The 20,420-nt window shown below is 34.7% G+C and carries 15 protein-coding genes and 4 tRNA genes; 7 read left to right on the top strand and 12 right to left on the bottom strand.

The annotated features are described in order from the left end of the window. Positions 1-111: 111 nt before the first annotated feature. Positions 112-5,286 carry an autotransporter outer membrane beta-barrel domain-containing protein gene (locus ACGH47_RS03140; protein ID WP_411622709.1) on the bottom strand — a complete coding sequence of 1,725 codons (5,175 nt, stop codon included), beginning with the start codon at positions 5,284-5,286 and terminating at the stop codon, positions 112-114. A 730-nt stretch (positions 5,287-6,016) separates the two neighbouring features. Between ACGH47_RS03140 and ACGH47_RS03135 the strand changes: the two genes are divergently transcribed. From ACGH47_RS03135 to ACGH47_RS03125, 3 genes are read left to right on the top strand one after another with little or no spacing between them, the layout of a single operon-like run. Continuing rightward, positions 6,017-7,168, top strand: coding sequence for a hypothetical protein (locus tag ACGH47_RS03135; RefSeq protein ID WP_267360493.1), 1,152 nt, complete (start codon positions 6,017-6,019; stop codon positions 7,166-7,168). Then, positions 7,168-8,538: a DUF6384 family protein gene (locus ACGH47_RS03130; RefSeq protein ID WP_411622707.1), complete on the top strand. Its 1,371-nt coding sequence runs from the start codon at positions 7,168-7,170 to the stop codon at positions 8,536-8,538. The genes ACGH47_RS03135 and ACGH47_RS03130 overlap by 1 nt, the downstream gene beginning before the upstream one ends. A gap of 3 nt (positions 8,539-8,541) precedes the next feature. After that, the gene (locus ACGH47_RS03125) at positions 8,542-9,897 is read left to right on the top strand and encodes a hypothetical protein (protein ID WP_411622705.1); all 1,356 of its coding nucleotides are present in this window, start codon (positions 8,542-8,544) and stop codon (positions 9,895-9,897) included. A gap of 269 nt (positions 9,898-10,166) precedes the next feature. Here the strand turns inward: ACGH47_RS03125 and ACGH47_RS03120 are convergent. From ACGH47_RS03120 to ACGH47_RS03105, 4 genes are all read right to left on the bottom strand, one after another. Beyond that, positions 10,167-10,242 (bottom strand) — tRNA-Gly (locus ACGH47_RS03120). A gap of 72 nt (positions 10,243-10,314) precedes the next feature. After that, on the bottom strand, positions 10,315-10,572 hold the full coding sequence (locus ACGH47_RS03115) for a DUF1145 domain-containing protein (protein WP_267351250.1): 258 nt from the start codon (positions 10,570-10,572) through the stop codon (positions 10,315-10,317). After that, complete coding sequence (rsmD, locus tag ACGH47_RS03110; protein WP_411622704.1) at positions 10,572-11,135, bottom strand: 16S rRNA (guanine(966)-N(2))-methyltransferase RsmD; 564 nt, start codon at positions 11,133-11,135, stop codon at positions 10,572-10,574. The genes ACGH47_RS03115 and rsmD overlap by 1 nt, the downstream gene beginning before the upstream one ends. Positions 11,136-11,148: 13 nt before the next feature. Beyond that, entirely contained in the window at positions 11,149-13,692 is a 2,544-nt protein-coding gene (locus ACGH47_RS03105) for a penicillin-binding protein 1A (protein ID WP_411622829.1), read from the bottom strand. A gap of 412 nt (positions 13,693-14,104) precedes the next feature. Here ACGH47_RS03105 and ACGH47_RS03100 point away from each other — a divergent pair, with 412 nt between their 5' ends. Next, complete coding sequence (locus tag ACGH47_RS03100; protein WP_267360425.1) at positions 14,105-14,509, top strand: protein YgfX; 405 nt, start codon at positions 14,105-14,107, stop codon at positions 14,507-14,509. Positions 14,510-14,546: 37 nt separating this feature from the next. Here the strand turns inward: ACGH47_RS03100 and tusA are convergent, their stop codons facing one another. From tusA to ACGH47_RS03070, 6 genes are all read right to left on the bottom strand, one after another. Then, a complete protein-coding gene (gene tusA, locus ACGH47_RS03095) occupies positions 14,547-14,786 on the bottom strand; it encodes a sulfurtransferase TusA (protein WP_411597448.1) in 240 nt (79 codons plus the stop codon). A gap of 8 nt (positions 14,787-14,794) precedes the next feature. After that, positions 14,795-15,610 carry a Cof-type HAD-IIB family hydrolase gene (locus tag ACGH47_RS03090; RefSeq protein ID WP_267351257.1) on the bottom strand — a complete coding sequence of 272 codons (816 nt, stop codon included), beginning with the start codon at positions 15,608-15,610 and terminating at the stop codon, positions 14,795-14,797. A 121-nt stretch (positions 15,611-15,731) separates the two neighbouring features. Further along, positions 15,732-17,027 (bottom strand): secretin N-terminal domain-containing protein, encoded by a 1,296-nt coding sequence (locus ACGH47_RS03085; protein WP_411622703.1) that lies wholly within the window; start codon positions 17,025-17,027, stop codon positions 15,732-15,734. A 17-nt stretch (positions 17,028-17,044) separates the two neighbouring features. Next, a complete protein-coding gene (locus ACGH47_RS03080; protein ID WP_411622702.1) occupies positions 17,045-17,416 on the bottom strand; it encodes a hypothetical protein in 372 nt (123 codons plus the stop codon). Further along, positions 17,413-17,886 carry a hypothetical protein gene (locus ACGH47_RS03075; RefSeq protein ID WP_411622700.1) on the bottom strand — a complete coding sequence of 158 codons (474 nt, stop codon included), beginning with the start codon at positions 17,884-17,886 and terminating at the stop codon, positions 17,413-17,415. The genes ACGH47_RS03080 and ACGH47_RS03075 overlap by 4 nt, the downstream gene beginning before the upstream one ends. Beyond that, positions 17,876-18,820 carry a PilN domain-containing protein gene (locus tag ACGH47_RS03070; RefSeq protein ID WP_411622698.1) on the bottom strand — a complete coding sequence of 315 codons (945 nt, stop codon included), beginning with the start codon at positions 18,818-18,820 and terminating at the stop codon, positions 17,876-17,878. The genes ACGH47_RS03075 and ACGH47_RS03070 overlap by 11 nt, the downstream gene beginning before the upstream one ends. A gap of 205 nt (positions 18,821-19,025) precedes the next feature. Here ACGH47_RS03070 and ACGH47_RS03065 point away from each other — a divergent pair. The 3 genes from ACGH47_RS03065 (at position 19,026) to ACGH47_RS03055 (ending at position 19,306) form a co-directional block, all read left to right on the top strand. After that, a tRNA-Val gene (locus tag ACGH47_RS03065) sits at positions 19,026-19,101 on the top strand. 35 nt (positions 19,102-19,136) lie between these two features. After that, positions 19,137-19,212 (top strand) — tRNA-Val (locus ACGH47_RS03060). An 18-nt stretch (positions 19,213-19,230) separates the two neighbouring features. Further along, positions 19,231-19,306 (top strand) — tRNA-Lys (locus ACGH47_RS03055). A gap of 415 nt (positions 19,307-19,721) precedes the next feature. Here ACGH47_RS03055 and ACGH47_RS03050 read toward each other — a convergent pair. After that, the gene (locus ACGH47_RS03050; RefSeq protein ID WP_411622696.1) at positions 19,722-20,348 is read right to left on the bottom strand and encodes a LysE/ArgO family amino acid transporter; all 627 of its coding nucleotides are present in this window, start codon (positions 20,346-20,348) and stop codon (positions 19,722-19,724) included. Between the last annotated feature and the right edge of the window lie 72 nt (positions 20,349-20,420).

The following is a 20,420-nucleotide window of genomic DNA, read 5'->3' as shown; positions in this document are numbered from 1 at the left end:
TGGATGAATGATTGGGCTAAATTATAAAAGTAGTAAACAAATTTCAAGATAAAACCGATAGCAACAACGTTATCGGTTTTATCTGTTTTTGAATTAGGATGCTCAGTAATATTACCAGTTGGCTTTAATACCTATTGAACTACTGAATGGCGCTTTAACTCTCGCTTTTCCGCCATTAGTCCACGTATGCCCAACTTCAGTGTAAATACTCATTTGATTGTTTAATTCATAACTGCCACCAAGTGCAATTTCTGAGCTGAGGTATTTTGCGCCATTACTGAATTTTGTTGATGCACTCTGGCTGGCAAAGTTAATACGATCGGCACCATTAGGTGAATAGAATAAATTCGCCCTTGCATAGGGACGTAAAATACCGGTTTCAGTTTGGAATAGACCTTCAAATCGACCACCAACACGGAATAACCATTTATTGATATGACTTTGTTTAATTTTAGTGTTTCCACTCACATGACTATCATCCAAATTTAACCATTGGTGAATGATTTGAGCTTGTGGTTCTAACTTCCAGCCACTATCCGATAAGTTAAAGGGTTTGCCTGTTTCGATCGATGCACTGAAACCGTATCCTTTTTGTTTGCTGTTTTTATTTCCATTCGGTTTTACATCGGTATGATGATGTGCACCTTGTAAAACAATATCCACATATGTGCCATTGTCTTGCATATAGGTACCATATGCACCTAAAAAGTATGAATCGATTTTGTTACTTCCCACTCGACCATTTTTGCCACTCGCAAAGCCATCAACACTTAAATCTCCACGCAAATAACCAAAATAAGCCCCCATACGCCATTCTTTATTCTGCAAAATATCACTACCTAACTGTAAGCCTGTATAATTCCCTTTGCTATGTGCGTTAGCTATACCGCTCTGTTGTAAATTGATCCGTTTATTGATGAATCGGCCCCAAGTCATCGGTGAATCTAAAAATGGCGTATTGCCGATACGTTGGTGCATATTGCCTTGCATTATATTATCAGCTTGACGTAATAGGGCGGGAATGGCAGCAAACATTGGGACTTCTTTTCGGTATGTTATTGTTCCAGGGGTTACATTAGGATCTTGCGGGTCAGGGTCGATAATCGGGTCGGTAGGTTCTGTATGGTTATCTGGATTGTTCGGGTTATCCGGATTAGTTGGATTAGTCGGATTTTCGGGGTTGGTTGGGTTGTCCGGATTGATTGGTTGCTCTGGATCTTTAATCAGAAATGATCGTAAATACCAATTATTATTTTGTTTATTAATATCGCCTTTATATAGGATATATTCGTAAGCACCCACATCGATATGTTGATTTTCAATGCTAAATGCATCATTCGTGCTCGTACCATCAACATGAACGACTTCAATGCCATTGGTATTACCTGTATCCGCACCTAATCCATTAATATTATTGATGCTGATAAATGTATTGCCCGATGTGTTACCGTTTACAATCAATTTATCTGTTGGACTATCACTGTCTTGAACAACGGTGTCGAGTATTAATTTACCATTATTACCTATGTAATCACCACTTATTGTCATGTTATCGCCGGCAATAGTGTTGCTTAAAGTGATTGTTCCACCATTGTAGACGTTACCATTAACTTTAACTTGATGAAGAGAAGGGTGCAGGTCAACTACAGCACCAGATTCAAGCGTTAGCTTGTTGGTGTTAAGATCACCGGTTAATGTTAATCTACCTGTATTTTTAAGTGTAATATCTTCCCAATTATAAATAGCAACATTATTAATGGCACCATCAGAGGTTGAAGAACCTGTAAGATGTAAATTCAGTATGAGCGTATCAAGTTCAGATGCGCGCCTGATTTGATTTTTTTTCTCGCTACCATCAATGATAGTGAGTGCAGAAATATCGGCACCTTGATTCATGATCAAGGTATCATTGCCCGAACCTAATCTGATTTCTCCACTTACTTTAGAACCATTATTTAGTGAGACGATGGAATCGGTTGATTCATTTCTTATCGCAATATTATTTGCTGATGAAACATCAGCACCTTGATTAAGATTAATATAGGTTTTCGCGTTTTCTTTACCTGAAGTATAAATACCATTCCCAGATACATTATCTTGGCTAATCACTTTGCCCGATATATCAATTTGCGTGAAGCCTGAACCATTATTTATCGCTTTAATACCACTATCAAAACCTGAGATTACGCCATTTAATTGAGTAATTGTCATATCGGTTGCTGTTTCTCCATTAATTAAATGAATTCCTGAACCCATGTTAGCTGTAATATTTGATGAAGATGATAATGAGGTAAAGCCTTTTCCTTCATTTAGGGTATTAATACCATTATCAAAACTTTTAATATTACCAGACGATTCAATTTTGAGGTTTTGTGTCAAATTTTTATTTACCACGAAAATACCATTACCACCATTAGAAAGAATTGAACCTTCATTAACAATATGCGTAAATCCACGTCCCTGATTGGTGAGGTAAACACCATTTAAAGCGCCTTCTATATTGCCTTCTTTCTCTTGTTTAAACGAAAGATTGTTCGTGTTGGTATCATTAACCACAAGGACAGCATCTCGGGTTTGGCTATTTATTTTCCCTGCCACTTTTAATCCTGTTGAACCTTGTCCATTATTTAATAAATTAACGCCGTTAATATATCCCTTAATTTCACTGTTTTTTATCTGTCCAAATATCAAATTATTGGTTGAAGACTGTCCTATAACTTCTACTCCATCAAGCGAGTTACCGGTAACGTTATTGGCTATACTGACTAGGGTTGAACGTGTTCCATTGTTGAGCATTTTAATGCCATTTAATTTACCATTAATTTCGCCAGATGATTGAATCACAGTCAGATCTTTAGCATGAGAATTATTGATAGCATTAATACCATGACCTTCTAATCCATTAACCTTACCTAATGTGGTAATGGTACTGGAATTTTGACCATTATTTAAAATATTAATGCCATGATTTGATCCTGTGATATTGCCGTCTAATTGACCAATTTTTATTTCTTGTGTATTATCATTTCCTACTGCATAAAGGCCGTCTTCTTGACCGCCAACAATATCTCCAGATGAATTAATTGATGTTGATCCTGTTCCATTATTTTCAATGTAAACGCCATAAATTAACCCTTTAATCAATCCCGATGTTTGCGAAACAACAAAGTTAGTACTTGATTGATCATTTAATGCATGAATACCATTTTTTTGGCTACCAACCACATCACCCGATGAAATTATTGATGTTGAGCCACTGCCTTTATTTTGTATATTGATTCCATTTAGATATCCATTAATGCTACCTTTCGTTTGCATAACATTCAAATCATGTGTATGAATATCGTTAATTGCATATATACCATCATTTTCTTCACCACTTACAGTGCCTGAAGTTGTTATATAGGTTGAGCCATTACCAGAATTGTTATAATTGATACCATTCTCTTTTCCTTGAATCATACCCGAAGATTGTTTAGCGGTTAGATTTTTAGTATTAGTATGATTATTAACAAATAAACCATCTTTACTAACGCCAGTAACGTTGCCAGCTACAGTGATAGAGCTTGAACCATTACCGTTATTATCAAGATAAACACCATAGTTTTTTCCAGAAATGTTTCCAAGTGACTGAATCACATTAATATCTTTCGCATTGTTATAATTTATCGAATAGATACCACTTGATGAGCTTGAGGTTATTTCACCTGCAGTTGTAATTAGCGTTGTGCCATTACCCATATTGAAAGTTTCAATCCCATTTAAATTCCCATGGATTGTACCGGATGCTTGGTTAATGGTGATATCATGCGTATTAGTATCATTCTGAACAGATATTCCGCTTAAATTTTGTCCTGTTACGTTACCAGAAGTGGTTATCAGTGTTGAATTTGTGCCGCGATTTTGAGCAAAAATACCAATAGTGTAACCAATAATATTGCCTTTCAATTGATTGATAGTTAATTCTTGAGTATTTGCAGCGCCAAAAGCGGCTATACCATTTGATTGTTGACCAATAATATCCCCATTGGCGGTAATTGACATAGCATCATTACCAGTGTGGATTAAATTAATACCTTGATGATAGCCAGTTATACTGCCTTTTAATTGGTTAAATGTAAGTTTTTTGGTATTGCTTAAATTATCGATTATTATCCCATCTCCTTCCTGACTAATAATATCCCCCGACGTGGTTACGACTGTTGAACCATTACCATAGTTTTCCAATTTCATACCGTGGGATTGACTAGTGATATGTCCATTAGACTGGGTAACTGTTAAGTCATGAGTATTGTAATCATTATGAGCGAATATGCCATATTGTGTTTGTGCTGTTATGTTTCCAGCCGTTGTGATTGTAGTTGACCCGTTGCCTGCATTATTAGCAAAAATCCCATTTAGAGCACCTTTGATTGAACCGCCATATTGACCAATAGTAATATCACTTGCGTTTGAATTGTTGATTCCGTAGACTCCATCTCCTGAGTCAGAAATGACTTCTCCCGACGTTGAGATGTTCAATGAACCTTTACCATTATGCATAGCTCTAATCGCTAATATACCATGAATGACGCCAGCCGATTGCGTGATATTTAAACCTTTAGTATCAACGTTATTTTCCACATTAATAGCAATCCCCTTATCAGCGATCACGGATTCTGAGGTGGTAATTGTTGTTACCCCACGCCCGTTATTTATTGCCTGGATACCAAATTCTTGTCCATGAATATTAGCACCAACTAATTCTGTAATATTTAAATCTTGGGCATCAATTGCATGTGTGACTTGTATCCCCGCATTTGTCTTTCCAATAACACTGCCAGAAATGGTAAGATTTGTAGAGCCTTTACCATTATGATTGATGTTAATGCCAAATTTACCGCCAATGATTTCACCCGCTGGCTGATTCACAGTTAAATTATCGACATCAGAACTACTTGAGTAATCATAACCATCGTCATTCGATTCAATATGATTTGGCAGTGTGATTTCCACCGAATTGTTTAAATTAGTTATTGAGTAAGGATATTGAAAATATTTTGGAGTTTGCTGGCTAACTTGATGATTGTCGTATGGTTGTTGATCACTCTGCTGCTGGCAATTCGTATTACTGTCTGAAAGATTATCAATACATTGTGCATAGCTTATGGAAATCGAGGCTAACGTTAATGTTGTTATTGACAGTAAATTGGTGAAAAATAATTTACTCTTAGATTGTGCTTTTTCTGAAGTTACGATAAAAGCTTGACGCTGTGCATTCCATACCAACTTATATATTTTATTCATGGTAATCTCTCATTTATATTAACAATTAAACAGAACTCTGAATCGACAGAGCAAATAGTTGAAAATGACAGCTGAGAACTCATTACGTGAATCTGGCAATTATGTTAAAAAACAAAGTAGAGCTTAATTTTTTGAACATATACCTACTTATATAACTAATAATTGGAAACGATTTTTTTGACTAGCAACAGATTATTGTTAATGCTAAATATGAAAACAGTTTATATTACTAAAAATGGGAAAGTGTAAAATTGTAATTTGTTTGTTTTTTTACTTAAAAAAATAAAACTAAAAAAGAAGTAACTAAGCTTTTTTTACCATATAGCAATAAAATTGGCAATCAAAAAATAAGCAATCATGATGAGTTAAATTGTTTACTTTTGATATTCATTTAAATAGTTTATTTTTTTATCCAATAGATTGAATCCATTTTCTTAGTCATTTTTTTATAAAAAAATTAACTGCAACCTTATTGTCAGCGATAGCCAATTACTCCCATTCTCAAAATGGCGATATGTCAAAACAGAAATTACATCTTTGCTCATATTTTTGAAATATATTGGGAATATTATGCCAAAAACGGGGGTTGCGTTTTTATTATTAAATTTGAATTATTAACCTTTAATTAAAACTAATCTCAAATTGTGATTAGTTTTTTATTAAGATATAATTCAATCAGCTCGCTTAAGCGATTAATATTAAAGATAAAATGGTTAAAGGAATAAAAAGGATGTCTAGTCAGGTTGTTTCATATGTAGATAGAGCTGTACAATTGTTAAATAAAATCGGAATTATGATTAAACCTCAAGCCGATGCGCCGATTTTAAAACTATTAGATAATATTGCTGAAATTGATAAAAATCGTATTATTGCCATTGCGCGAACACTTCAACAGCAAAGTGCTTTTAATGAAGTGGTTCGGGAGCAAATAGACGGTGTACACGTTTCAGATCGCTATACCAAAATTGTCAGCCATTTTGACAGTATTCGTACGGATATGGAAAAAATGTTGGGTTGGCTAGATGACGGTAAATTAGATTTTATCGAAAAAATCAAAATGGGTTGGATGACCTTTCAACGCGGTTCTATTCCAGATCGATTTAACTTGATTAAGAAAACCTATTTAGAGGTTTCGAAAGAAACTGGCAATCAGGTTCAACGTGAACATGTTATTTTAAATGCTTATCAAGATTTCCGTTTTGGCTTAAAACAAGCTCAAATTGTTGCGCAAGAAGTATTGCAAATTGCTACTGCTCGCCTTGATGACTGCAAACAAAAATTAACAGAGGCTATTGCTGAAGTTGATAATTTTAATGTTGATGATCCTGTCGCACGTGCTCGTCTAGAACTTTTACGAGATGAAGCATTACGTAATGTTCAACAAGAAGATAGTCGTTATCAAATTGTGTTAGATCTCGCCAATAATTTAACTGTTTCTTATAATTCTGCCGAAGCAGTCTTTGCCCGATTACAGCAAACCACTTCTGTGAAAGAACGTGTTTATCAACAAAGTGTTAGCTTTTTTTCAACCAACGAAATTGTATTTACTGCTTTAAGTGCTTCAATTACTTCATTAACAGGATTAAGTGAAAGTACGAAAACCTTAGAGGCAATGAAAGAAGGTATGAGTAAAGGTATTGAAAGCATTGCGACTTCTGGTAATAAACAACTAGAAGAAGGTTTAAAAGCAGGTTATGGCTCAACCATTAAAGCGGATTCATTGCGAGCTTTGGTCGAATCAATTGTAAATTACCAAGAATCAAGCCAACAATTAATTGCCGAACTCAGAAATGAGTCGATTGATAACGCCAAAGAAATAGATCGGATTGTTGAAGAAGGAAAACAACGCTTTAATAATATCATTTTGAAGGTTGAGGGTTGATGCAGGATATTAAACTGAGTGATCAATTAGGTGCAATGGCAATAATTGATGAGCTTTACCAAAAACAGCAACTGTTACTTGAGCATTTGGATCGTGATAAATTACGGAGTAATTTAAAAGAAAGTATTAAATCCTACTATCAAGCTAAAGGGCAAATTGTCGATAATCAAATCATTGAAGAAGGCATTAATCGATGGTTTGATCATCGGTTACGTTTTAATGCTCCTAAGCGTTCTTGGTTTCAGCATTTGTTGGTACGCTGTTATATTAAAAGAAAGGTGATATCAATAGTTGTCGGTGTTATTTTGTTTTTATCTGTCATAGTGGTTTACAGTAAATTAAGTGTGACAAAAGATATCAAAGCCAACATCGATAACTATTATAGTCAGATTTTAACGTCTAAAAACACCTTAACTGAGTTAAAAAATCAGTTTACCAAAATTGATAATTATCCTATTCATTATGCACAGATTCCCGCCAAAAAATTAAAAGCTTCTATTGCAAGTCTGCTTAATCAAGATTTAATTCCGACGTTTGTTAAACCAACGGTTGCTGGTTCTTTTATTACCGAAAGTGAACAAGAAACATATAATAAATTTAAGCAAGCCAGTCTTACCGTAAGTGATAAATTATCTGAAATACGTTTGCAAATGAAAACGTTAAATACATTGCTTGAAGATGATAGACGATTAGCAGAATTAATTAAAAGTGACCAATTTATCAAGGAAAGTAAGCAATATCCTGTATTACAACATGCGGTTGATTCAGTTATTGACAATCTGAATCAAGGACAACAGGTTGTCGATTTTAGTCAAATTGAAATGCTCTACAATTCTATTGATAGGGCAAAGGCGATAGCAAATAAAATCCAAGCTGATAATAATCAATTTTTAGCACTTAATGTGCCTGATTCGGATATGAGGCCTGTGCTTGCATTACAAGATGTGTTACAAGCAGATTTAAAAAATCTCAGTTTTGATAATGTAGAAAACTATCAAAAAATGATAGCTTATTATCTTAAGCTTGCTCAAACTAATTTGACGTTAACGATTGTTGATAACCCGTATTATAAATCGGGTGTTGAGCGGACACATGAAAACACGAATGGAAAATCTTGGTACATTATTGTTACTCCTACATTGCCTAATGGAGATACCACTTCGCTATGGGTAAAAAGTATTGAAACGGGCGAAACAGAATTTGTGGATATGTTTGGTCAACAGGTAACTGAAAAAGCCTATAATAGTGTCAGAGCAGATAAAATTGATGATGGGCATATTGATAATAACCAATTATGCAATAAACCGAAAGGACGTTTAATGTTTATTTGCCCAAATTCGGTTAAGTCAGGACGGATTTTGGAGTGGTAAAAAATGCAACCTAAAAAGATTGAAAGAAATATTGAGGATAAACTTTCGGGTGTAAATGTTTCATTAACAAAAGCGAAAAAAGAGTTGCAAGATTCTCGTCAAAAAATTGTGGATATGAAAAATGAACAGGTCGAAATATATCAAAAGATAGCAACGATTTATTTATTAGAATCGCCTAAAAATGATGATGTTCAGATTCAAAAGTTCATCCGACAATTACAAGAGTTATGCCGTAATTTAGAAGATAAATCGGGTCAATTAGATCATGTCATTGAAGACTATAATCAAAAAATGGCAGAAGTGCTGTTGCGATTAGATGAGCTAACAACAAAGAAGATTATGCAACTTGAAAGTGATGCTGATTATGTCTCAATTTTTAATCATTATAACGAAGCTAAACTAGCGTTAACCTCCGAAACAAAAAATTATAATGCGTCTAAACAAGAATTTATAACCAAATTAGCACAATATCATAAGAATCGTTATTACAACTATTTGGTTAATCGCCGATTTGGCGAAAGTAATTATAAAGCTTTTGGGATATTTCGTAAGTTAGATGCTTGGGTAGCCAGATTTGTCAATTTTTCTGAAAACTACAAAAATCAGATAATACTTGAGGCGTTAATAAAAGAGTCTAAATTGCGTTTTGAAAATAAAAAAAACGTCTACGAACAAATTTCGAAACAGAAAGAACAAAAAGAATATGAAGTTGAAAAAAGCTTAAAATTACCCGAGACAAAAATGGAATTAGCTCAAACTGAGCAAGATTTAGCAGATTATAAAAAACAAAAACTGGAGACTGAAAATACCTTAGAAGAAGTTCGAAAAGGCGAAAGTTTTCAGTTTAGGACAATTTCAAATCAACTTGCTAAATTGTTCCAAGAACAAACTTTTAATAAGTTAACGGATTTAACTTTGCAGACTCAATCGAAAGAAGATGATGCTTTGTTAGAAAGAATTTTAGAGCTAAACCAAAAAATTAAGGATACGGAAGCCTATCTTATCACGTTACTAAAAACGATTAGAGAACTGGAGAATACTTATCATCGCTTTGAACAAGCACTTTATATATTTAAAGAAAATAATATTCCGAGTTCTCTTTATGAATTTAATCTATCATCATCAAAACTTGATGATTTATTGAATAACTTATTCAATAGTCGTGTTTTTCCTGAAAGCATCATTCAAACACTGTTAGCCTATAGAGTAGTCAGACAAGAAACGCATTCTTCAGGTTGGTCAGTAAGTAGTTCATCTTCTAGCCGTTCTTCGTCAAGGAGTTCTTCTTCAAGAAGTAGTGGATTTAGATCGAGTTCCTCATCTGGTGGAGGTGGTTTTAAAACAACAAATAGTTTTTAGTTGTTTAGTAAACAGGATAATATTAGTAAAGTAAACGCTTGGCATTGCAGGCATACGACGATATATAGGGCAAAATAAATTGAGTTTTTATTTTGCTTTATTTTTGTTTGTCTTTTGAGAAAAGACAAAGTACATTTCACTTTACTAATAAGTAAAACATCTACGATTATCAAAAGGGAATTACACAGACAATATAATGGGTAATAAGTATTAACACAATTAAATAATATAATAAACGGGTATGTATAGAGTTTTTATAAGGATGAAATTGGAGCGGGAAACGAGGTTCGAACTCGCGACCTCAACCTTGGCAAGGTTGCGCTCTACCAACTGAGCTATTCCCGCTTTTTGGAATTCTTCGTAAGAAGTGGTGAGCATTATACAAAAAATTTTTGAGGTCGCAAGATTTTTTTTTAACTATTTTTTATATTTCCAGCTAAGTGATTCAAAAAAACCAAAAATAAATAGTCTAAGTGGTTTAAATTTATCCTCTCGCTTTTCTTGATTGGTCATCGTTGAGTAAAGAATCCAAGCTTGTAAACCGTGCAAAAGCGTAAAAATGAGTAAACCTACATAGGCAACAACATTGGCTGGAGTTGGGTAGGGGTGGATTAAATTGACGAATAAAAATAGCCAAACTATAGAATAAAATATCTTACCAAATAATATGAACATCAAATTTCTTCTCGTATAAATAGATAACTATGAACTTGACCGGCGGTTTTTTCGCGATGTAAATGCCAGTTATTCGGAATGTAACTCAATACATTGTGATCGATTTCCGTCTCAATGTAGAGGTAGCATGAGGCGTTTAGCCAGTTATTTTTCTCAAGGTAGTTTACCGTATTGGCAACTAAACCTTGATGAAAGGGGGGATCGATGAACACGATATCAAACTTTTTTTGGGCGGGTTTATTCAACCAATTTAAAGTGTCCGTATGGTAGATATCGATAGCATGACTTGCTATAAGCTGTTTATTTTTGTTGAGTTGGCTCGCGACTTGCTTGTCTTTTTCAAGTAACGTCACGCTTTTAGCCCCGCGTGAAGCGGCTTCGAATCCCAATGAACCACTACCTGAAAAACAATCCAGACAGGTGCTGTCATGAATAACTGGCATTAGCCAGTTAAACAGGGTTTCTTTAATGCGATCTGTGGTCGGACGCAACCCTTGCTTGTCAAGTACAGCTAATTTACGTCCTCGCCATTTTCCGCCAATTATTCTGATTGAACCATTCATTATCATACCTCAATTAGAATAGTTCAGAAATGTTACCGTCCGAATCTGTTGTTTCGGTACCGACTTCTTTAGTTGCATAACGGGTAGGCTCAGTGCCTTTAATAAAATATTCTGTCATGGTGTTTGCACCAGATTGTGGTAATAATCCTGTTTTTTGGTCGATTGTAACACTAATTACGTTTTCTGGTTGAACATCGGTAACAACAGGCACATCTTTTAATGCTTCTTTCATATAGTCAACCCATATTGGATTGGCCGTATTGGCTCCGCCTTCAGCGCGGAAGGTTTTTCCTAATTCACGACGATGATCGTCAAAACCCATCCATACAGTTGTGACAATATTGGCACCAAATCCAGAAAACCAAACATCTTTAGATGCATTGGTTGTCCCCGTTTTACCGCCTACATCTCGTCGACCTAAAGCTTTAACACGCCATGCTGTTCCTTGCCAATCTGAACCTCCAAATACCGTTGAACGTAACCCATCTTTCATAATGAAGGCAATATCACTACTTAATGTATGTGGTGCATAAATTGGTGTGATAGGCTTATTATTATTTTCATGATTAATTTCAATGTCAGGAATAATGATATTATCATCCGCTTTGAGATTCGCTTGTTCAGGCTCTTCACTGCCAGATTCATTGGTAGCATTTTCCACATCGTTATTAGTTTGAGGTGTTGAGTCAGTAATAATGAGATCATCTTGACAGTCGTGACAAGCGATAACAGGTTGATGTTGATAGATAATACTTTTGTCACTTGTGTATTCAATCTTTTCAATTAGGTAAGGGGTAATCAAATAGCCGCCATTAACGATAACAGAATACGCTCTTGCTACTTGTAAAGGCGTAAATGATGCAGAACCTAAAGCAAGCGATTCGTTATGCGAAATATTTTCTTTAGGAAAGCCAAATCGTTCTAAATAAGTGGCGGCATAGTCGATTCCAACCGCACGTAAGGCTCGTACCATCATGACATTTTTAGACATACCTAAACCAATGCGTAGACGTAAAGGGCCTGCGTATTGCGGTGGTGAGTTTTTGGGTTTCCAGGTCGTGCTGCCTGTTGTTCGAACAATCGGTGCATCATTAAGGAGTGTTGCCATTGTTAAGCCATGTTCTAACGTTGCAGTATAAATAAATGGCTTTATGTTTGAGCCTAATTGACGCAGTGCTTGTGTCGCACGGTTAAATTTACTGAGATTGAAATCAAAACCACCGACAATCGCTTTTATCGCACCATTTTCAGAATCCAATGAAACCAATGCCGCATTGACAGTGGGGAGTTGAGACAGTTCCCATAAGTCGTTAACTTTTCTCACCCAGATAAGCTGGCCCGCTTTTAGCACGTCTGATACTTTATGTGGATAAGCGCCTTGTTTATTATCATTGATAAATGGTCTTGCCCATTTCATGCCATCGAACAAAATCTCAACATGACTATTATCAGTTAATACAATTGATGCTTGTTTATCCGTAGACTTCAGCACAACAGCTGGGCAGATTCCACTATAACAAGTGTATTTATTTAATGTTTCAAGGATCTTTGCGTCATCCCAAGCTGTTTCATTTTCTTTCCATAAAATTTTATTAGCACCACGATAACCATGTCGTTTGTCGTAATCAATGATCGATTTTTGGATTGATTCTGTTGCGGCAATTTGGTCTTGTTTTGAGATAGTTGTATAAACTTTATAACCGTCCGTATAGGCTTTTTCGCCAAATTTTTCAAACATAAATTGCCGTGCCATTTCAGCAATATAAGGAGCAGAAAAGGCGATCTGTGGAGAATGGTAACTGACATTTAAAGGTTTTTTTATGGCTTCATTATATTCCGCTTGCGTAATGTAGGATTGATCTAACATTCGTCCCAATACCCAGTTACGTCTTGTTAATGCTTTATTAGGATGCGAAATTGGATTATATGCAGAAGGCGCATTCGGAAGACCAGCCAATAAAGCGGCCTCATCTAAAGTTAATTGATCAGGTGTTTTACCAAAAAAAGTATAGGAAGCTGCGGCAACACCATAAGCTCGTGAACCAAAGTTAATCATGTTTAAGTAAAGTGCCATGATCTCATCTTTGGACAGCTCTTTTTCCATGCGGATCGCTAAGATCATTTCTTTTACTTTTCGAGAAATACTTTTTTCAGAAGTTAAAAAGAAGTTTTTAGCAACTTGTTGAGTAATGGTACTTCCACCTTGTGAAAATCCTTTTTGTTTTAATCCAATATACATTGCGCGAATAATTCCGATTGGATCGATACCAAAGTGTTCATAAAATCGGGAATCTTCGGTGGCAATAACCGCATTAATAACCGTTTTAGGTATTTCATCATATTTAAGAGGCGTACGTCGACGTTCACCAAAAATAGCAATTAACTCACCATCTTTACTGAGTACTTGTAACGGTGTTTGTAATTGCACATCTTTTAGTGTAGCAACATCTGGTAGATCCTTTGAATAATAGGCGTAACCAGCTATACCGATGACTAAGCCACACAGTAAGCAACCAGCAAAAAATTTGAGAAAAAACTTTATTACTCTAACTAACATCACTAATCATTCCTACCTAATTGATTTAAGGTAAATTTGGAAATAATTAAAAAAACTCTATTTCCTGTAAGGTTTTTAACTTTTTTTAGGTCGATGAGTATATACTAATTATAGTAAATTGCATAAAACAAAAAGTGATAAGTCCCTTTGTTCGTTTTCAATACTTAGCACTCAATTTAATCGAACAACACAATAAAATACTCTTTCTAAAAATCATTCAATCCTTTTCAATTGCACCTTAAAAATTTGATTTTAGTGTATCTATCGTAATTTTGAAGTTAACCATATTAAATAAATAACGATTTATCGTATACGATTCTATGTGCGTGTTGTTTCACAATTATTGATAAATTCTAAAATATTTCTAGCAAAGTATGAGAAAATTAGACGTTATTATTTTTGGGTGATCATTATGTGGAGTACAAAACTTAAGCAATCTTACTTGCAAATCATCATTTCATCAAGTTTTTATTTATTGTTAATAATGGCTAGCCTATTTTTATTTGCCGATACCTCATTTAACGCCTATACATTTGTGGTGATCATTTTATTGATAGTTGAGTGGTGGCGCAGTCTTAGCTATTTTCAAACAATAACTGGTGAATTAGCTTTATTTCATCACATTAATCAGATTTATTGGCACAATCAGCGATGGCATTTAATGCGAAAACCCTTAATACTTCGTTATAGTCTATTTTTGAATTTGAAATCAAGGCGAACAGGGCAACACTGTACCCTTTTTTTGATGAGCGATAATTTGACAACTAGCGATTGGCGAACACTTCGATATTATCTATATCAACTTGATTTTAATTGATAAACATATCTATCTTTAGTGACATGTTGACCTGCATTTAATGCGTTTTTTTTATCCAGTAATAGAAAGGTGGGCATTCAATTTGTGAACTTAATAGTTCATGATCCATATGCCGGCAAAAGCTGGGAATATCACGAGTTGTTGCCAAATCATCAGCAATCACAAGAAGAACTTGCCCAACAGCAAGCTCTCTCATCGTTTTGCGAACCATCATTATGGGTTCAGGACAGCGTAATCCAATTGTGTTAAGTTCTTTGTCGGCTTTCATTTTTATCAATAATTTGGTTAGGGATTAATTGAAAAAAGTTTATCAAGATAATGCGGTACGGCATCATCAGCATTTGAACCAATCACTTCTAATTCAGGTAATTTTTGTCGTAAATCTGGCGTGGCGTTTTGCATTATACACCCTTTTCCAACCATTTTTAACATTTCATAATCATTCATGCCATCACCGAATGCAATACTATCGTTTAATGCTAATCCTAATTTATCGACCACTTTTTTTAACGCACTGCCTTTGGAAACATTAGCGCCCATAATTTCAAGGCAATTTAATGATGAAAAGGCAATACTGACTTGATCACCATACTTTTCATCAAGCCGATTTTTTAATTTGACTAAATGTGGATGAAGGGCATCATCACTTGTTGTGAAATAGATTTTAGCAATGTCATCTGTTTCAAAGTCAAAAGGATTAAAAAACTCATAAGTAAAGCGGCTTTCTTGATGAAAGCTAAGAGAATAAGCATCTTCTTTGTTAATTAACCACTGATCACCTCGGTAAATATGTGTAAACACTAATGGATCGTCAGTGCACTCTTGGGCGATTTGACTGGCGAGCGTCGGTTCGACATTTTGGCTAAAAATTAAGTTTCCATGACTATCATGAACTCGGGCGCCATTTGACGTTATCATAAATGCATCAATTTCCATATTTTCACGCATTTGCGCAACATCAATATGATGTCGCCCTGTAGCAAAAATAAAATGAATGCCTTTTTGACGTAATGCTTGCAAAACTTGTTTGGTATAAGGTGAAAGACTGTGTTCAGGCGTTAATAAGGTGCCATCTAAATCTGAAGCGACAACATGAAACATAATATTCTCTACTAGTGTAAAAAGTGAAAATCACAATGATTTAAAAAACAATACTTTGAATCCTTTATTGACCTCAAAGTAAAAATATAAAATATAGGGTATGATACAACTCTGTACACATTTACTCAACTAATTGCGGTGTAATAAAAATGACTAATTCTCGCTTTTGTTGCTTTTTATTTTTGTACTTAAATAAACTACCAATAATAGGGACTTGGCTAACATAAGGTACATTATGATCGTTTTTGCTATTTATTTGATGAAAAATACCGCCAAGTATAATTGTTTCGCCACTTTTTACCTTGACTTGGGTTTTGATTTCTTGCGTATCTATAGCGAGGGCTTCACCGCCATCACTGCGTTTAATCGCTTGCCCAGCGGTGTTTTGAGTGATACGGAGATCTAAAATCATACTCTCTTCACCAATGATTTTAGACGTCACTTCTAATCCTAAAACGGCTTGTTTGAACTCAATGGAAGTCGAGTTACTGCTACCGTTCGATACTTCGTAAGGAATTTCAGTGCCTTGTTTAATTGAAGCCATATTTTGATTGGCGGTCAGTAAGTTAGGACTGGCAATAATTTCAAGTTGATTTTCCGCCTGTAGTGCAGATAACTCTAAATTGAGTAAACTGCCAGACATTTTCGCAAGATTAAAGCCCAGATTAGCTGTTGAACTGGCAGCACCCAATTTTACATCGAACTTATTGATTAACTGCGAAGTCTGCCCCACATAACCCCATTTAATCCCCAGTTCTGACATACTTTCATCACTCATATTGACAATATGAGCGGCAATATGGACTTGTGGTATTGCTTTATCCAGCAATGTGATAAGACTTTTAATCGCTGTCAATTTGGGGGGAATATCAGTGATGATTAGCAAGTTAGTCCGTTTATCAACAATCACTTTACCACGTTCTGACAATAGCGCTTGCTTATGGATGATATCCAATAATGTGTTCAGATCGGCATGCTCAATACGTATAGGTAAAGTATCTAAGGGTAAACGCTGTTCAAGTGATAATTTATCTAATCGTTGTTTTTGATTAATCTGGTCGGGATCTTCCGCTTTTGAAATAAATAAGATATTGTCCTCAATTTTGGCTTGTAAGTTAGCGCTATTGATTATAATCATTAATGCTTTATGCCAATCGACATTTTGAAGCTTAATAGTCTGTTTTTGTGCAATGTCTTCAGTCATAATCAAATTAAGTTGCTTACTGTCAGCTAATGCTTGCAAAATAATACCAATATCAGTTTGATAAAAATTTAACGTGATAAGTTCCGAATGGTTTACTTTAGATAATGGATTGTTAGTTGCTAAACTAGTATTGACTTGAGCAAGGAATAAAACAGTGCTAATAATTTGCCATTTTTTGAGGTGTTTTAATAAAAGATATCGGATGTTAGCCATACGTTAATTCCTTCATATCACTTGTTTAATGGCATCATCCAGACAATACTATCTTGACAATATTGAGCCAGATTTGCTTGCCAAACAACGTTATCATTCGTAAGCGTTTTGATTTGCCAAGGCAATAACATTGGAGGAATCTCACTATTGATTATTGCTAACCATTGCTGTGTTGACGTTAACCAGATTTGATAATAATTATTGTGCTGTGATTGTATGATTCCGTTAAGTTGCCAGCTTTGTATCTGTGCTAATAATTGGTTAGTTTGTTCGGTACACGATATCGAATCAGTCAGATTGAATGGATCGCGTGCCAAACGGTGATTTGCATCAGCATTAAAGCAAATCATCATGATAAAAATTAAGTTAGATAATAAATAATGATTCATGTTGTTTCCTTATCGAAAGATAATGTAAACGATATGATTAGATGATTATTTTGTCGAAGAATCCTAAAATCAGATAAATCAAGATAATAGCTATTGTGGTTAAAGGTCGATAATAAGTTTAGAAAATTAGCAAATTGTCCATGAAGCTCAATATCCCACATCGTTTTGTTATCCGTTCGATAGTATCTGAATGCATGTAAAGTTAACTGGTTTTGTGTAATCGCATGAGCCAAATCTTTTTCTGAAAGTAAAACGAATGATCTATTCATTTGGGTTTGATATCGGTCAATTTGGGTTTGTAGCTGTTTTATTTTTTCACTCTGAATTTGATGCTGTTTAAATTGCTGTTTGGCTTGATTAGCAATATCCTCAATAAAAAATAGATAGCTAATGATGATCATTGTGATGATAGTAACAAAACCGATAGTATATTGCTGCCAAAGTGGGCGATTAAAAAAATCACTCTTCATTGAATGTGATTTCCATTTTAAATGACAAATTGTGTTCTTGTCTGGTTATGTCATGAATCTGACTTTTTATGATGTTATCCTGTCGTAATAACGTTTGATTAAAATTGATAATCTCAATATGACGAAAGCTATAACCAGAAATCATCACTTGTTGCGGTTGATAATGGAATGATTCTAACCATATAACAGGTGGTAATTGTTCTGAAAGTAGTGTTAAAACGTGATAAATTTGTTGTTGGCTAACCGACAGCTTAGGAATAAAAGTTGCTAATTGTTGAGTTAACCGTTTTTCGTTATGTTGTTGTTCGACATTTAATAGGGTGTAATGACTGAGTTTAAGTTGCGTTTGATGCCATAAATAACCCATAGAACAGCAAGCAATCCCCATTATGCACACCATAGTAACAAGTAACGAAAATTTCTGCCTTTTCTGTTTTTCTTGTCGCCAGGGTAAAAAATTGATTATCTCTTCATTAATTACTCCACCAATACAGTGTAATCTTAAATTGTGTTTTTTAAATAAATCCAGCCACTCATTGACATAATCACGTTTACATATTGTTACATTAAGATAAGATTTGTCAGCAGAATAAATAAAATCATAACAGACGTTTGTAGCGGTGAGTTCAAATAATTGATAAATCGATGCTTCAACATATAAAGCTAGTTCGCCTAAGGCTAAATTAAGTGGTGGAAGTTTGAGTTGTTTGGTTTGGAAATCATTTTCATTAAGATAAAGTTCAAAAACCGATTGTGTTGGAATACGGTTCTTCAGCTCAAGAATCAGTTGTTCAACATCACTCAAGTTTTGATAAGGGTAGTTAACGGTAGTCTCATTTTGTTTTGCTGTTTGAGTGTTAACCAAATAGATAATTTGATACCGTAACCATTGGGGTTCAATATATATTTTAATACGACATTTTCGGATAAACATGATCGATTGTGTACTTATGATTTTAAATTACCTTATGACCAAGCATAATAAGGATTGATTAAATAAAAATGAAAAAAAGGGATTTTTGCGAAGTATTACGCAAAATAAGATTAAAATTAAATCGAACAAAGTTAATTTTGCGAAATTATGAAAAAAAAGGTTGACTGAAATAAGACGTGCCTTATAATGCACATCCACACGGTAAGGGTGATTAGCTCAGTTGGGAGAGCACCTCCCTTACAAGGAGGGGGTCACTGGTTCGAACCCGGTATCACCCACCAATCTTTACCGTGACGTTTTAGCAATAAAACATTTGGGGTGATTAGCTCAGTTGGGAGAGCACCTCCCTTACAAGGAGGGGGTCACTGGTTCGAACCCGGTATCACCCACCACTTTTAGTAATTTTCTATGGGTTGTTAGCTCAGTCGGTAGAGCAGCGGACTTTTAATCCGTTTGTCGAGCGTTCGAATCGCTCACGACCCACCACTTTCTTTCCTCGTTTTTCAACATAATTAACAAGATAAATTTAAGTAAACCTAAGCGATGAGAACGCAAGCGTTCGACAAATTCGTCTGGAACGAATTTGACATGCATAATATGTAAATTTCATTTGAATTTATTATCAATCCACTAATCTAAATAACAAAATAAGCTAAAGATTTTAATTTTGCAGATATTTAGGTAATAAAACGCATTAGTGCAGGTTTTCAATACAAACATAGTCATTGTTTAAAATGAAAGACCACTATGCTATAGATTAAAAAGGCTTGATTAATCAGGTGGGCTAATAAAATTTGACGAGATTTGCAAATATTTCAACTTAACTTGCAATCATTATAATGATCACAAGTGTTGAAACGATCTTGTTGGTCAATAATGGTATATTAATGGTTTAAGTCAATTAAATACCTTGGTAAACATACATAATTAATCGATAAGCGATATAAAACATCACCAAACCGACCAAGCAATCTAAAATGACCCACATTCTTTTTTGTTTGAATAGGGGGGTTAAAAGTCTGGCGCCGTAACCAATACCAAAAAACCAGATAAATGAAACACAAACAGTACCAATTAGAAATGCTATTTTCTGCTCACTGGTTAACGTGCCTGCAATTCCCCCAACAATAACAACCGTATCTAAATAAACGTGTGGATTGAGTAACGTCACAGCCAAAGTCGCAAGTATGACTTTAAGTAAACTATTGTTTTTTGTATCTTGAGATTCAATTTGCATACTACTTGTGCCTTTAATCGCACTTTTTAATGCGTTAAATCCATACCATATTAAAAAAAGTGCCCCTAAAATGGCAAGAATATTGGTAATAAAAGGATTGGCACTAATAAATGTTCCGACTCCCATGATGCCAATAGACATTAAGGTAAAATCACATATAAAACAGATAGCTGATACAAAGAATATATGATTTTTTAATAAACCTTGCTTTAGTACAAATAGATTTTGTGCGCCTATAGCAATAATAAGACTACCGGAGATCATTGCTCCCCGTAATATTTCCGCCAACATAGTGTAATAATCCTTTAAATGTATTTAATTGTTATTTTGATATATTCCATTCTATTATTCAATACACTATAG

The organism is Gilliamella sp. CG16 (assembly GCF_046635785.1).
GTDB classification, from domain to species: domain Bacteria; phylum Pseudomonadota; class Gammaproteobacteria; order Enterobacterales; family Orbaceae; genus Gilliamella; species Gilliamella apicola_I.
Note: the sequence above shows the minus strand (reverse complement) of the source record. Positions and strands in the feature narration are given on the sequence as shown.

Bases quoted from the DNA above. Each gene is read 5' to 3' on its own strand.
- ACGH47_RS03050 (WP_411622696.1), bottom strand. From the start codon at position 20,348: ATGTTGGCGGAAATATTACGGGGAGCAATGATCTCCGGTAGTCTTATT.
- ACGH47_RS03075 (WP_411622700.1), bottom strand. From the start codon at position 17,886: ATGAAGAGTGATTTTTTTAATCGCCCACTTTGGCAGCAATATACTATC.
- ACGH47_RS03080 (WP_411622702.1), bottom strand. From the start codon at position 17,416: ATGAATCATTATTTATTATCTAACTTAATTTTTATCATGATGATTTGC.
- ACGH47_RS03140 (WP_411622709.1), bottom strand. From the start codon at position 5,286: ATGAATAAAATATATAAGTTGGTATGGAATGCACAGCGTCAAGCTTTT.
- ACGH47_RS03130 (WP_411622707.1), top strand. From the start codon at position 7,168: ATGCAGGATATTAAACTGAGTGATCAATTAGGTGCAATGGCAATAATT.
- ACGH47_RS03115 (WP_267351250.1), bottom strand. From the start codon at position 10,572: ATGTTCATATTATTTGGTAAGATATTTTATTCTATAGTTTGGCTATTT.
- ACGH47_RS03085 (WP_411622703.1), bottom strand. From the start codon at position 17,027: ATGGCTAACATCCGATATCTTTTATTAAAACACCTCAAAAAATGGCAA.
- ACGH47_RS03070 (WP_411622698.1), bottom strand. From the start codon at position 18,820: ATGTTTATCCGAAAATGTCGTATTAAAATATATATTGAACCCCAATGG.
- ACGH47_RS03100 (WP_267360425.1), top strand. From the start codon at position 14,105: ATGTGGAGTACAAAACTTAAGCAATCTTACTTGCAAATCATCATTTCA.
- ACGH47_RS03105 (WP_411622829.1), bottom strand. From the start codon at position 13,692: ATGTTAGTTAGAGTAATAAAGTTTTTTCTCAAATTTTTTGCTGGTTGC.
- ACGH47_RS03125 (WP_411622705.1), top strand. From the start codon at position 8,542: ATGCAACCTAAAAAGATTGAAAGAAATATTGAGGATAAACTTTCGGGT.
- rsmD (WP_411622704.1), bottom strand. From the start codon at position 11,135: ATGAATGGTTCAATCAGAATAATTGGCGGAAAATGGCGAGGACGTAAA.
- ACGH47_RS03090 (WP_267351257.1), bottom strand. From the start codon at position 15,610: ATGTTTCATGTTGTCGCTTCAGATTTAGATGGCACCTTATTAACGCCT.
- ACGH47_RS03135 (WP_267360493.1), top strand. From the start codon at position 6,017: ATGTCTAGTCAGGTTGTTTCATATGTAGATAGAGCTGTACAATTGTTA.